Source organism: Polynucleobacter sp. MWH-CaK5, from assembly GCF_018687615.1.
In the GTDB taxonomy this organism is placed as follows: Bacteria; Pseudomonadota; Gammaproteobacteria; order Burkholderiales; family Burkholderiaceae; genus Polynucleobacter.
Genome location: NZ_CP061299.1, coordinates 334,891 through 347,640, shown reverse-complemented (window position 1 = coordinate 347,640; position 12,750 = coordinate 334,891). Strand labels below are relative to the sequence as shown.

At 38.4% G+C, this 12,750-nt stretch carries 19 protein-coding genes; 8 read left to right on the top strand and 11 right to left on the bottom strand.

Annotated features, from left to right (window positions below):
* Positions 1–109: 109 nt before the first annotated feature.
* Positions 110–1,504 (top strand): hypothetical protein, encoded by a 1,395-nt coding sequence (locus tag GQ367_RS01860; RefSeq protein WP_215290998.1) that lies wholly within the window; start codon positions 110–112, stop codon positions 1,502–1,504.
* Between the two features lie 222 nt (positions 1,505–1,726).
* Here GQ367_RS01860 and GQ367_RS01855 read toward each other — a convergent pair whose 3' ends face one another.
* The 3 genes from GQ367_RS01855 to GQ367_RS01845 all read right to left on the bottom strand — a co-directional run bounded on the left by GQ367_RS01855 (position 1,727) and on the right by GQ367_RS01845 (position 2,862).
* Positions 1,727–1,930, bottom strand: a complete 204-nt coding sequence (locus GQ367_RS01855; RefSeq protein ID WP_215290996.1) for a hypothetical protein — start codon at positions 1,928–1,930, stop codon at positions 1,727–1,729.
* Between the two features lie 209 nt (positions 1,931–2,139).
* Positions 2,140–2,469 (bottom strand): multidrug efflux SMR transporter, encoded by a 330-nt coding sequence (locus GQ367_RS01850; protein ID WP_215290994.1) that lies wholly within the window; start codon positions 2,467–2,469, stop codon positions 2,140–2,142.
* Between the two features lie 102 nt (positions 2,470–2,571).
* Positions 2,572–2,862 carry a hypothetical protein gene (locus GQ367_RS01845; RefSeq protein ID WP_215290993.1) on the bottom strand — a complete coding sequence of 97 codons (291 nt, stop codon included), beginning with the start codon at positions 2,860–2,862 and terminating at the stop codon, positions 2,572–2,574.
* Positions 2,863–3,020: 158 nt separating this feature from the next.
* On the opposite strand from GQ367_RS01845, the gene GQ367_RS01840 reads away from it, so the two are divergent.
* Positions 3,021–3,437 (top strand): MarR family winged helix-turn-helix transcriptional regulator, encoded by a 417-nt coding sequence (locus GQ367_RS01840; RefSeq protein WP_215290991.1) that lies wholly within the window; start codon positions 3,021–3,023, stop codon positions 3,435–3,437.
* 67 nt (positions 3,438–3,504) lie between these two features.
* Entirely contained in the window at positions 3,505–3,894 is a 390-nt protein-coding gene (locus tag GQ367_RS01835) for a 4-oxalocrotonate tautomerase family protein (RefSeq protein WP_215290989.1), read from the top strand.
* 30 nt (positions 3,895–3,924) lie between these two features.
* Here GQ367_RS01835 and GQ367_RS01830 read toward each other — a convergent pair whose 3' ends face one another.
* A complete protein-coding gene (locus tag GQ367_RS01830) occupies positions 3,925–4,101 on the bottom strand; it encodes a hypothetical protein (protein ID WP_215290987.1) in 177 nt (58 codons plus the stop codon).
* Between the two features lie 175 nt (positions 4,102–4,276).
* A complete protein-coding gene (locus GQ367_RS01825) occupies positions 4,277–4,720 on the bottom strand; it encodes a DUF6641 family protein (protein ID WP_215290986.1) in 444 nt (147 codons plus the stop codon).
* 429 nt (positions 4,721–5,149) lie between these two features.
* On the opposite strand from GQ367_RS01825, the gene GQ367_RS01820 reads away from it, so the two are divergent.
* Together GQ367_RS01820 and GQ367_RS01815 are read left to right on the top strand one after the other, a co-directional pair.
* A complete protein-coding gene (locus tag GQ367_RS01820; RefSeq protein ID WP_215290984.1) occupies positions 5,150–5,398 on the top strand; it encodes a hypothetical protein in 249 nt (82 codons plus the stop codon).
* A 114-nt stretch (positions 5,399–5,512) separates the two neighbouring features.
* A complete protein-coding gene (locus GQ367_RS01815; protein ID WP_215290982.1) occupies positions 5,513–5,845 on the top strand; it encodes a hypothetical protein in 333 nt (110 codons plus the stop codon).
* A gap of 4 nt (positions 5,846–5,849) precedes the next feature.
* On the opposite strand, the gene GQ367_RS01810 is transcribed toward GQ367_RS01815, so the two are convergent.
* Positions 5,850–6,533, bottom strand: coding sequence for a DJ-1/PfpI family protein (locus GQ367_RS01810; RefSeq protein WP_215290980.1), 684 nt, complete (start codon positions 6,531–6,533; stop codon positions 5,850–5,852).
* Between the two features lie 75 nt (positions 6,534–6,608).
* Here GQ367_RS01810 and GQ367_RS01805 point away from each other — a divergent pair, with 75 nt between their 5' ends.
* Together GQ367_RS01805 and GQ367_RS01800 are read left to right on the top strand one after the other, a co-directional pair.
* Positions 6,609–7,565, top strand: a complete 957-nt coding sequence (locus tag GQ367_RS01805) for a GlxA family transcriptional regulator (protein ID WP_215290978.1) — start codon at positions 6,609–6,611, stop codon at positions 7,563–7,565.
* Positions 7,566–7,869: 304 nt separating this feature from the next.
* Positions 7,870–8,451, top strand: a complete 582-nt coding sequence (locus GQ367_RS01800; protein ID WP_215291847.1) for a site-specific integrase — start codon at positions 7,870–7,872, stop codon at positions 8,449–8,451.
* On the opposite strand, the gene GQ367_RS01795 is transcribed toward GQ367_RS01800, so the two are convergent.
* Entirely contained in the window at positions 8,452–9,258 is an 807-nt protein-coding gene (locus GQ367_RS01795) for a hypothetical protein (protein WP_215290976.1), read from the bottom strand. It lies immediately after the preceding gene.
* 310 nt (positions 9,259–9,568) lie between these two features.
* A complete protein-coding gene (locus GQ367_RS01790; RefSeq protein WP_215290974.1) occupies positions 9,569–10,225 on the bottom strand; it encodes a recombinase family protein in 657 nt (218 codons plus the stop codon).
* 590 nt (positions 10,226–10,815) lie between these two features.
* Here GQ367_RS01790 and GQ367_RS01785 point away from each other — a divergent pair.
* A complete protein-coding gene (locus GQ367_RS01785; RefSeq protein WP_215290972.1) occupies positions 10,816–11,277 on the top strand; it encodes a hypothetical protein in 462 nt (153 codons plus the stop codon).
* Positions 11,278–11,319: 42 nt separating this feature from the next.
* Here GQ367_RS01785 and GQ367_RS01780 read toward each other — a convergent pair whose 3' ends face one another.
* The 3 genes from GQ367_RS01780 to GQ367_RS01770 are packed head-to-tail and all read right to left on the bottom strand — an operon-like array spanning position 11,320 to position 12,656.
* The gene (locus GQ367_RS01780; RefSeq protein WP_215290970.1) at positions 11,320–11,601 is read right to left on the bottom strand and encodes a hypothetical protein; all 282 of its coding nucleotides are present in this window, start codon (positions 11,599–11,601) and stop codon (positions 11,320–11,322) included.
* Between the two features lie 48 nt (positions 11,602–11,649).
* Positions 11,650–11,910: a hypothetical protein gene (locus GQ367_RS01775; RefSeq protein ID WP_215290969.1), complete on the bottom strand. Its 261-nt coding sequence runs from the start codon at positions 11,908–11,910 to the stop codon at positions 11,650–11,652.
* Between the two features lie 11 nt (positions 11,911–11,921).
* Positions 11,922–12,656, bottom strand: a complete 735-nt coding sequence (locus tag GQ367_RS01770) for a hypothetical protein (protein ID WP_215290967.1) — start codon at positions 12,654–12,656, stop codon at positions 11,922–11,924.
* Positions 12,657–12,750 lie beyond the last annotated feature (94 nt).

Here is a 12,750-nt window from a genome sequence, read left to right as displayed (position 1 = left end):
TGTATGGACAAGCGCACAATAGTGCGCTTTTCTTTTTGCTACACACCGCTTACACACCTATTGCCCATTTTCGCTACCCCCTGTAAGCTAAAGGCTTAGCGAGCGATAAATGAGCATTCAAAAGCCCACCACACATACCCTCATAGCTAGAAAACTCATCGTTTATCAGCGTGAGCGTAGTGCTATTTGGCAATGCCGTTTTAATGTAGATGGGCGCTGGCAAAGGGCTAGTACAGGGAGCAGAGATTTAGCAGACGCTAAAGCAAAAGCGCACGACATATTGGTGGAAGCCAATACGCTTAAGAAACTTAATGTAGCTCCCATTACACGCAGGTTTAAGGACATAGCCAACGCTGTCATTAAAAAGCTGAAAGCTGAGATGGCTAGTGGCAACGGCAAAGCAATATACAAAGACTACATAACAGCGATAGACAAATACTTCATCCCAACATTAGGTAAGTTCGCTGTAAACAATATTGGCTACAAAGAATTAGAGCTTTTAGACAAAGCACGAATTAAGAAGATGGAAAAGCAACCCACTCGTAGCACCCTTCTTAATCACAATGCCGCACTGAAGATGATTTTTGATGAAGCTATATACAAAGGTTATATGGTGGAATTAAATCGTCCTAAGCTAGTAGCTAAAGGCAAAGCTAGCGAAAGGCGTGCTGAATTTACATTAGATGAAACAAGAGCGTTAAAGAGTAATTTTGATGCGTGGATTAAAAAAGGTAGGGCTGACAGCGTAGAGCTTAGAAAGCTATTGCGTGATTATGTCTATGTATTACTAGATACAGGCGCACGACCAGGCAAAGAGCTGTTGGAGCTTAAGTGGACACAGATGGAATTAAAAATGTACCCAGTTATTAAAAAGACTGGGGTGATAGAAAAGCCCAACGAGTATGACGACAGAGGAAGTGAGATAGAGATAAGCAATGCCAATCGTACAGTCATCCTAAACATACAGGATAGTAAAACAGATTCACGCTTATCAATTGGCAGATTACCAACTGTAAAAGCATTAGAAGCAATAGCACAGCGCAACTATGGCAAAACTCCAGCCAAGCTAATAAAGGAAGGATGTACTGATTACATTTTTACTTACATAGAGTACATAGATGAGAAGAAGGTTAAAAGAAAGCGTAAACCTAAACTGCTACGCCCTACTAGCTTCTCCAAGCTATTTGATAACTACCTTACTAGCCACAGCCTACAAACAGATTTGATAACAAATAAGAAGCGTGTTCTCTACAGTCTGCGCCACACCTATGCCACGCTTGCCTTAACGCACGATAAGGTTGCTATACATACACTAGCTAAGCAGATGGGTACTAGTACAACAATGATTGAGCAACACTACTCACATTTAGACGCCGTTAAAGCCGTCCATCAATTGCGTGGTGATGAGAGTAGACAGTTGATTGATATGGAGCTGGATGACGATGACAAGAAGCGTTATAGCTTCAAAGAGATAGAGTCTAAGCTTGATAAACGCAAACGCTAAAAAGTATTCTCGCTATACCTCCCATCCCCTCATTCATAAAAATATAAATTACCCAATAAATCGCCAAAAACCCACGCTTTTTGCGTCAAATTAAATATCTCCTGTAATAAGAGTTATGAAGCATTAGAGGTGGGGATATCATTCCGATTTTAGGGTGTGTTGTAGTTGTGGAAATAAAAAAGCCACTGCGAACAGTGGCTTAAAAGGAAGGGAAATTGAAATTTAGAACTTATAACCTACGCCAACCAATAATGTGTAGGCGTTGGCATCGGGGTTTAAGGTTAAATTTAAAGGGCGGCCATCAGGCAACGTTGCACTAGAAGAAAATGATTTTTTACCGTAGCTCATATAATTTCCTTCAGCAAATCCGTATAAACCGCCAGTGATAATTTGCTTATATCCCAATCCTAAAATATATCCACTCATTGTTGAGCTCTGATTTGACAATGAACTTGCTCCAACTGAAGATGCTCAGCCCTAAATTGAGAGGGCCAATTTGTGAATATTGCCAATCTGAGGCGGCAAAGATGGCGCTACAAATCCCTATATTTCGAAAATGATCAAAAAGATCCTTGATTTGATCATCAGAAAGTTGGAAAAATTTATTAAACATAGTGTCGAATAAGCCCTACTTCTTAATGGGACACTGCTTGGGAAAATATATTAATCACCAGCACTCCTGCAATGATTAATCCGATGCCTATTAAAGCTCCAGCATCTAGTTTTTGTCCTAGCCAAATCCAACCCACTATTCCTACCAGCGCAACACCAGCCCCGGACCATATCGCATAAGCGATGGAAATGGGTATTTGATTAAGAACCTTAGACAAAAAATAGAATGCGCCGGCATACCCCACCACAACCAATGCAGAGGGTATTAGCTTCGTGAAGCCTTCCGCGAACTTCAGGGCAGTAGTTGCCATCACTTCTGCAATTATGGCGATGACAAGATAAAACCAAACCATAGAGATCTCCTAAGTGACATTTCATCTCATTTTATAAACGAAAAAACCACACGAAGGTGGTTTTGGTGTTTCTTTGTGGCCCGGAGCAGAATCGACCGGGGCCTAGGGTGCCTCGTTCGTATAGACCCAAAACGCCATCAGCATAAAAGCAACTAACGCACAACCACCAGAGAATAAGAATGCGTAAAGCGGTGCAATCGATTCATATACCCAGCCAAAGATAAATGAAGCTGGAAACAGCATCAGGCCAGTAATTAAATTGAACCAACCAAATGCGGTACCTGCCAATCCTTTGGGAGCCATATCTGCCACCAAGGCTTTTTCTACCCCTTCTGTTGCCGCCTTGACTAATCCAGCCACTAGCAGCGATCCTAGGGTTACGAGGTATTTCATGAAAATCTTTGGCGGAAGAACTATTGGTCCAGTTTAGTTATGGAATCGATAACTGTCTAGCTCTGATTATTAGGGCCATGCGCCTGCCAAGTGTCGCGTTTCGAGACACTTATGGCAATATAGTTGCATAGCTAATTAATCTGCATTACACTACTCCCATGTTTGAACAATGCCTCTATTTCAATACCACCAGCCTAGCTCGCCAGCTAGAGCGGGAATGGACTAGCGCATTTAAACCTTTTGGCCTCACCCCATCACAAGCCTTCATGCTTAGAGTGGTTTTAGATAAAGCCCCACTATTACAAAGTAAGCTGGCTTTAGAGATGAATATCAGCCGCCCTACTGCTACTAGAGGTTTAGATGGTCTAGAACGTCTGGGCTTAATTAAACGTCTAGCCTCTGAGAAAGATGGCCGCGAGCAAGAGATCCACCCGACTAAAAAGGCTGTGGAAATGAAGGATGCCATTAATGCCGCCAGTGGGGCTGTAACCAAGCGCCTGAAGAAAATGCTGGGCACAAACCATTTTGAAGATGTTGTGGGACAACTTCGAGGCATTAGCTCCGCCCTGAAGTAAGGATTTTTTTATTTCCCTAATAGTTGCATAGCTAACTTATTTAAATCATCAACCAAAGGAGAATTACATGCCAATCTTGAACGTCAAAGTCAGTGGACAAAAGAATACAGCGACTACCAAGGCTATTCATGAGTTATTGCTAGACCTCACCCATCGTATTTTGGGGAAGAAAAAGGAAGTAACTGCCATTGCTATTGATTATGCTGATCCAGACTGCTGGATGGTAGGTGGCAAGCTATTAAGTGAACAAGGAAAGAATAGCTTTTACTTTGATATCAAGATCACCGATGAAACCAATACCAAGGATGATAAGGCTCAGTACATTAAAGAAGCTTTTGCAGGATTTGAACGCATTCTAGGCAATCTTCATGAAGAGAGTTACATCTACGTTCAGGATGTGAGAGCTGCCAGCTATGGCTATGGTGGCAAGACCCAGGAATATCGATATCACCACTAAACAAGTGTCGCGAAACGCAGCACAAGAGATTTAGATCTTCGCCAACTCCGCCTGCCCAGCCTTAATCTTCTGCCTATCCTTCTCAGCCTTGTACGCTTTGTTGGCATTTTCTTTATTACGCTTAAGGCTATACAGGCGATATTGCTGTGGGTTCATTGGCTTGATAGGTTTAATAGTGGGGGTGTGGGCAAATTCGTAAAAGCGCATACAAGTATTTAACCCAACCCCCACTAAAGCACTACTCATACTTCCGTATAGTTCAGCACATTACCAACCCCATACTGCGCTTCCCCTAATTGCTTTGCCATATACGCATTGTCAGCAAACACAATCGTATTGGCTGTTTGCGTTTGATTAATGCGCACCCATAGCCTGTATTGCTTCATTTGCCAAACCCCTGCCTTGTTGCTTCACTTACTTCTGTAATAGCATCATCAAATTCACCATTTGCCGTAGCAATCTTTAATTCCTTAAGCGTAGCAATTAGCTCATCACCATTTGTAAGCTCAATTGCGTTAGCACCCTTCTTATTCAGTGGAAGTGTTTTAGCGCCATACTTAATTGCTAAATTAATCTTGCCTGCGTCATTTACCCAAAACCATTCTCTTACTCTTTTGGCTACTTCTGCTGTCATACGCTCACCAGTTTGCTTATTGGTATAGGTTTTGAGTTTTTTAGGTGCGTAGGTATTACCTGCCTTTTGCGCTTCACACAGCTCTATTTGCTGATGAATTTTTGCTATCAATTTATTGCGTCTTTGTACTACTGGCGCAACTGTTAGATGCTTTTTGCTAGCTACTAGCTTTAAGTTGGACAAAACAGCCATTTTTCACTCCTTTTCATAATGTGGAATTACTAATGTACTGTCAGTTATGCCCTTTTCCTACCTAAATGTGAGTATTTGCTATCTCTGTAAGTATATGATTTATATAAGAAAAAACAGGAAATATATAGGTTTTATTTGGTATAGCTAAATAAACATATGAACCTACAGCAAATTAGACAAAAAACAGCCTATTGCCCTACTGCTACGCCTACGCAAAAGCAGGCTACACGCACTTGGTTAAACAGCTTACATAAGCAATATCCACTTGCCTTAACCCTTACGCTTAAACAGTCCAATCTCGTTAAAAACGCTAATGGTGCGTACATACAGAAATTGGACAAAGACGAGGTAAGACGCATAGCTAGGCACTTTACACAAAAGCTAAACCAGCAAGTGTTTGGTAGTAGCGCAAAGCGTTATGGAAAAGGCTTGAAATACTTAGTAGTGGTGGAAGGTGAGCGTACAGGCAAGAACTTACATTTACATATGGCTATTGGTGACTTGCCTAGCTATGTGAAGTGGAATGAAGTGGATGGTTTGGTACGCAACGCAAAACTACGAGTACAAGAATTAGATGAACAGCACAAAGTAGATATTGTGGATAGTGGTTGGATGGAATACTTAACAAAAGAATTGGGAATGAAAGACACAGACAATGTGCTGTGGGATTTAGCGTAGTACAGCATTACTGACTTTAGTTGTCTTTTGCTGATAGCACTTAAAGCTGAATGAAGCTTTAATTAGCGAAGCTATGTTAAAAATAACTCAAACTATTAGTAGTAATATATACAAATGACAAAAGATAGTTACTTTAAGTTCTTAAATAAGCTAAGTGAAAGCAATAGGAAGTACAACTTAAGCAATGATGAAAGATTGCTTTTGGATGTAGTTGCTACTGAAACACACGCTGACAAAGTAATATATGTAAAAGACTTAATCACACTCAATCAAATAGCATCACAAGCAACATTACATAAAGCACTATCAAGCCTTGTTGATAAGAACCTACTTGAATTAAAGATTACAAAAGAAGACGGCAGGCTTAAAGAAGTTCATTTAACTAAACTTGCCAATAAGCGTTATGAAGAGCTAAACAAGGCGCTTGAAAACGCTATAAAAAAGTAAGCTATCAAATTGCCTTAGACGCTTGCTCTATATTCAACTCAATCTTTTTAATTCTTTCAATCTGTAGTGCCAATACTTTTTCAACTAATTCATTACCAGCTTTAATTGGTGTTCCACAGTCATATGGTGGTTGTGGTTCATATTCAAGTCCAAGTTGTAGCATCTTAGCCACTTCTTCACCAGCCAATTCTGAAGCAAGATTAAAAGCAAAATCAAGTCCAGCCGTAACACCTCCACCTGATATATGCTTGCCATCTCTTACTACCCGTCCATCAACAGCTTCAGCACCAAACTTATGTAAGTATTTTTTCCAAATCCAATGACAAGCACTTTTATGCCCTTTTAATAACCCAGCCGCACCAAGTATTAAAGAACCATTACAAACTGAAGTAATGTATTTGGCATTCTTACTTTGAGTGCGTAAAAAGCCCAATGTCTCACTATCAATCATTTGCTCTCCAATACCAAATCCACCTGGCACACACAGCACATCAAGTTGTGGGCAATTATTGAAGGATGTTGTTGGGTTAATGCTAAATCCAACATCTGTTTTGACAGGGTTAGTATCTTTCCACGCTAAATGTATTTTGGCATTTGGTATGCGGCTTAATACTTGCGCTGGTGCTGTTAAATCTAATTGCGTTAGATTTGGAAATAACAAAAAACCAATATTAATTTCAGTACTCATATCAAGTTCTCCTTTTACAAAATTGTACGGATAAACAAGATGGCAGAAATGCCAATATTATGTTAATTTGTGCCAATGACTAAAAAGCGTGTAATTGCCATAGTTGCCTTTAACGGCTTTCAAATACTGGATGTAAGCGGTCCTGCCAGCGTATTCTCATCTGCTAATGACGCATTAAATAAAAAAGTTTATCAAGTCATTTTTTTATCAGCACAAGGTGGGATGATTAAAAGTAGTAGTGGATTAGAAATTAAAACTATTGCGCTAAGAAATATTGAAAACATTGATACTCTTTTAATTGCTGGTGGAGATGAATATGGCATTGATGAGTTAATTAAAGATAAAACAGCAACAAATCTTATTAAGAAAAATACACTTAAAGCAAAACGCTATGGCTCTATATGTACAGGAGCTTATGTATTGGGAAGATTGGGATTACTAAATGGAAAGCGTATTACTACGCATTGGAATTATTGCGAAAAATTAGCTAAAGAAGTTCCAACAGCAGTAGTTGATTCAAATGCTTTATATGTAAATGACAAACGAGTGTGGACTTCTGCTGGCGTTACAACTGGCATTGATATGAGCCTACAAATAGTAGCTAATGATTATGGAAATTTAATTTCAAATCAAATAGCGCAACGATTGGTGCTATACGCAAGGCGACCTGGCTATCAGTCACAATTTAGCCCAGTATTAACAGCACAATCAAACGCAGAGCCTTTTATTGAATTAGTAAATTGGATAAAAGAGAATATTTCAAAACACATAGACGCAGAAGTAATGGCTAAGATTGCTGAAATGTCTCATCGCAATTTTTATCGTAAGTTTTTTGATAGCTTTGGAGTTACACCAGCACAGTATGTAAAGTCTGTACGGATTGATATGGCAAAAGATATGCTGTCTACAAATGCCCCATTAAAAACAATAGCAAAGCTAACTGGTTTTACAAGCGTTTCTCAATTAACAAGAGTATTTGAAACGCTTAATGGCATTAGCCCAAATTTGTTTAGACAACTTAACCAGCACTAAATCCACGCTATAAGCGCATAACGCCTCACAGCTAATAGCAATACAGCAGAGAACAGCTTGAACAGCGCATAGACGCTATACGCTATACGCAATACGCAATTCTGTAGTCAATAAGCCACAACACCAATAAATACAACAATATAAGGAAATTCATATTTCCTTATATTTGCGTAGCTTTATGACGCAACCACTTGAATATTGGGGGTTTTATTTAATGACAGCGTACAAGCAAAAAGAGGTAGGAATAGATAAACAAAGAAAACATACTAATGACATACAAAACACTACATACGAGGTAGAAACTATGTCAAAGCAAGCAAAAACACTTACACAACAAGAACTACGCAGAGTTTTAGATTACACAGCAACACGCAAGCACAGCGTACGCAATCGTGCGCTACTAATGACTACGCACTTAAGTGGTATGCGTGTAGGTGAAGTGGCTAGTTTGCGTAATAGCGATGTATTAGACGCAGAAGGCAATATACGCAACGAGATACGCTTGTCCGCAGAGCAAACAAAAGGCAATGAAGCGAGGGTTGTATTTGTTAGCGATAAGCTACGCAAGGAGTTGGAGCTATATACACGCTTAATGAGTGCCTCCAATACCAATCCAGCACTTAAGTTCTTTTACAGTCAAAAGCGCACTAGTGATGGCTTTACAGCAAATACACTTACCCAGTTCTTCCACTACTTGTATAAACGAGCTGGGGTTGATGGTGCCAGCTCACATAGTGGCAGACGCACTTTTATTACTAACTTAGCTACTAAAGGAGTTGGGGTGCGTGTACTGATGAGCTTAGCTGGACATAAGAACATCAGTACAACGCAGGCTTACATAGATGTAAACGATGATATGAAGCGTAAAGCTGTTGAGCTAGCTTAATTAAATCTTTGCTTTTTTAGGTTTAGCCGTAAGTCTTCTTGCTTTTGTCCTTAACGCTGGACGAGCCGTTACAACTCCAAAGTGTAGCATTAAGGCTAAATCCAAAACTCTTCTTTGCCACCAATTAAATTTCTTAATTCTCTTCCATAAAGCAGTACCAAGCAATTTAGAAGGTGGCAACTCAAGCTTATTGAATAAAGTCCTATTAACCAGAAGTCCTTGCTGTAAGGCTTCCATAAAGTAGGGTATTGCGGCTTGTGGGCGCTTTTGAAATAACATAGACTCTGCCAAGTCATTTGAAAAATTAAACAACAGCATATCTGGTACAGCAAAGAACAACAAACGCGAAGCTAAAGCAATACGATAATTTCCATTTAACGAAGGCTTTGAATTAGTAACAAATCCAGCACCTAAATCAAGTGTCACTCTTTCTCCATAACCAATTGGCGTTAACTTCAATGTTTTATTTCGCCACCCATCATAAACAGGGATTACTTTCTTCACTATCGTCTTAATGCCTGATTGAAAGTTTGTAGGCTCTTGTGAACGATATGCGGCTTTTATCTTTCCTACCCTAATCAACCTTCTTATTGAAAATTCAGTTATTTGATTATTAGTTTTTGGATTTTTTCTCAACAACTGAAACGGAATAGCAAAATCAGCAAGAAACTCTTCATCACTAACTTCCATCTCCTCGCCTGTTTCGTAATCAATGCCACTCCATAAGTCCATAGCACAAAGCTCAGCCAGCTTAACTTCATATGCTGTAAATTTGGGAACAGTTTTGAATAAGCGACGAGTTGCCATTTATTACTCCAAATAAATTAGGATTTATTCATACTAAGTTAGTCTATGTATTTGCTCAATACAAACCAATTAAAACAAGAAGCTAACTACACACTTTGATACACACCAGAATTTAAATGTTGATTTATATAGGTTTTTTTAGTGTATTTTTTCTTTTAATCCGTTGGTCGCGAGTTCGAATCTCGCCCGACCCACCAGTACAAGGCTCTTACGGGAGCCAACCAAAAAAGCACTAAAGTGAAAACTTAAGTGCTTTTTTCATTTCAGACACCAAAGTCAATAGACATATAACTCGTTTATTAATTCAATCTCAAAAATACGTCGATACAGTTGAGTGAGACATTTTTACTGAATGAGTTTTATTTAACCAACTTGATATTCTTCTAAGACTCATACCTCGTCTTTTCATATCTCTCATTTCTTTAATTATTTTTTGTTGTTCAAGATCCTTCTCAAGTCTATCTTCAACAACCCTGTAACCGAAACGAGTAAATCCACCGAGGAATTTTCCATCAGCCTTCTGTACTTGTTTCACCTCACGAATACGTGTAGCTATTCTCTCTCTTTCAAAAGTAGCAAAAGCTGACAGAATCGTAAATATCACTGAACCAATACCGTCATTAGTCACATCACCACCTAAATCGATGAAGTGAACTGAAACTCCACGAAGTTTTAACTCATGAAGTGTGTTCAACGCATTTCTTGTATTACGAAAAGCCCTATCGAGTTTAGAGAAGATTAAGACATCACCTGTTTCGAGCTTCTCGAAGAGCTTTAGACCCTCTGGACGCTTTTCAAACTCAACGCTTCCACTGACACCTCTCTCGGTGATGAAGTTCTCTTGGGGAATGTCGTAACCCTTCAGAGAAGCGTACGAATTGATTTGTTTGAGCTGGGTTTCCAAGCTATCACCATCATTAGCCTGTTGTAGGGTTGAGACCCTGATGTAACCGTAGTAAGTAGACATTAACCTCTCCCATTAGATGAACGGGAGGAATTATTGGAATTTTTTGAATTAAAGACAACAACTTAGCCGTGAAAACGTAAGACCTGCTTTCGGGCGTCTTTTACGATCGTTCGACTCGCTGTAGCGTTGTTTACTTTAAAGAATGATTATTAATAAAAGCTTTTGTTACTTTATTAAAAGCAGCGTGTAATCTTTTTGTCCCAACAATACACTTAACACGTCCATCAGAATTAGATGGCTTGATTTGAATCCACCCCTTGAGCTTAAGCTTAGATAAGTGATTTTTCACTCCCACATCGCTATACATATAAAGTCGAGAGTAGAGTGTTTTCAGAGTTAAATCATCACCAGTCTCATCGTGATGAAGAGTGATACAAATCACAAATAGTGGTATCAAGGACGAACTAACTGGTAGCTGTCTTACACTCTCATTCAGGAACTGAAGAAATCTAAAACTATTCACTGAGACATTCTTAATATAATTTATAGAAACTATATTTAAAAGAAATTGATAAATCAAAACAAAATTGTGAAAAAGTTTTTCACTAATTTTTAGTGAAAACAATTTAATCGTCAGCTAGATTGGGCTGATGAACATTAGTATCACTGGTTTTATTTTATTTTTTTTACTTTTAGTTACTTCATACCCTATTGAAGCTAAAGAGCGTACACCCTATGGTTACTGGATTTATGTTGAAGGTAAGTCATACAAAAATATTCACACATTGAATGAACATAATTATGAGTTTGGTTACGTGTGTAATAACGGGTGTATGTACTACATTACTCCTTCGGTTATTTGTGACACAACCAAAGTTATCGATGGTTGGTTAATTCAAACTTCTGGTGTTAGTAAAAGAATACGGACCACTTGTGTCAAACATGAAGGTGAGACTATTTTAAAAATTAATTCAGAAAAAGATTTAACAGATCTTTTAGAAAAAAACCATGAAGTTCATTTTTTGATAAATTTTGATGTTGAAATTAATTCTCTACTAACATTCAACATGCTTGGCTTTATCGATTCCTACAACCGTATTAATAATCAATAAATTATTGATTATTTAAATATCATCATTATTGATGATATGAAACTACAGTATTCCGTCTAATGATTGAGAAATACCTTCAGTTTTTTTATCAAAATAACTCGTAATACTATAAGCAGCTTCGTGACTTTTCATTCCACGCTTACGACATTCTTCAAGAGCACGCCAATACTCTCTCGTACCCATCAACAGAATCAATGATTCTGGTAGGTAGCCTCTGGACTTCATAACAGCCTCAACTTCACCGTAATAAAGACGCTTTCTCATCACACCCACACCAAACCAAATGATGAATAAAACTAATACAAGAATAAGAAAATCAGACATATAAATCTCTCTTAAAGTTAATTATTTTTAAGGATAGTCTTCTCTAGACTATGAGAATGTAATTGATATGATTGAAACAATCAAAGCTAAAAAAGCAAGTCCAATGGATACTCTTTGTGCGGTTCGAGCCCTTTTCTCAACACCATCAATGTGTCTTTGAAAAAGTATTTGATTTATTACCATCGCTTGAATAATAGCTCGATGTTGAATACGGTCATTAATAATTGGCTCCATTGATAGCCAACTTAATATCTTCTTCAATTCCTCATCACTTTTCTTCGAAATTTCTTCAAAATTAAAATCATTCATATCTAATCCTTTTAAGGGAATAAACCCTTACTCGTATTTCTTACCGAATCACTCGCTTTTCTCTTCAGTCTTCCAACAATAGCTGTAATCACTCTTCGCTTTGCTTCAGCCTCTTTTGGTGAATCACTAGGCTTTAGTCGATCTTCATCTCTCAGAATATCTAAATCCATAGCCACCTTCCATTGAGGCTTCTTTACTCCCCTTAACTTTAGCTCTTCAAGGTGGTCATAAACCTTTAAAGCTCTCTCAAGACCCTCGAGGTTTGGTTGACCCTTAAATTGATACTTAGCTTTACTTTTCTTAGCTTGCTGAACTCCCTTTTGACCCTTATGGTGCTTTTTTAACAAATCGTTCAATCTCTTCTTCAAGTGTCTTTTAGGAAGAGAAAGTGGAAAGCTCACAGTTAGTTGATTTTCTTCAGTAACGACATCTCCAATTTCAAGTAAACGAACAGTAGACTCAGTTACAGGGTTCGAAAATAAATTAGCCCCACGGTCATCTTCAGACCACCACTTCTGAAAATCGTCAGATCGAACATCACCAAAGTCCCGATAAAGTTTATCGAGCTTTCCCTTTCCTCCAACTTCACAACACTTTAAATACTCCTGATTTCTCTTTAAATAACTCCACCACCAGTAATAGACCGTTTTTTTCCAAGAATCCGGGTGTTTTATCTTGGTTACACGACCAAATGTGGGGTGTTGATAGGGGAAGTTTCTTTGGATGGAATTTTTATTCGTTTTCATACCCAAAATATAACAAATTTTCATAACACTTTAAATATCTTAATTAATCCAACAATCGGCTTTAATTCACTTTTCTGAAATAATGGAGGTATGA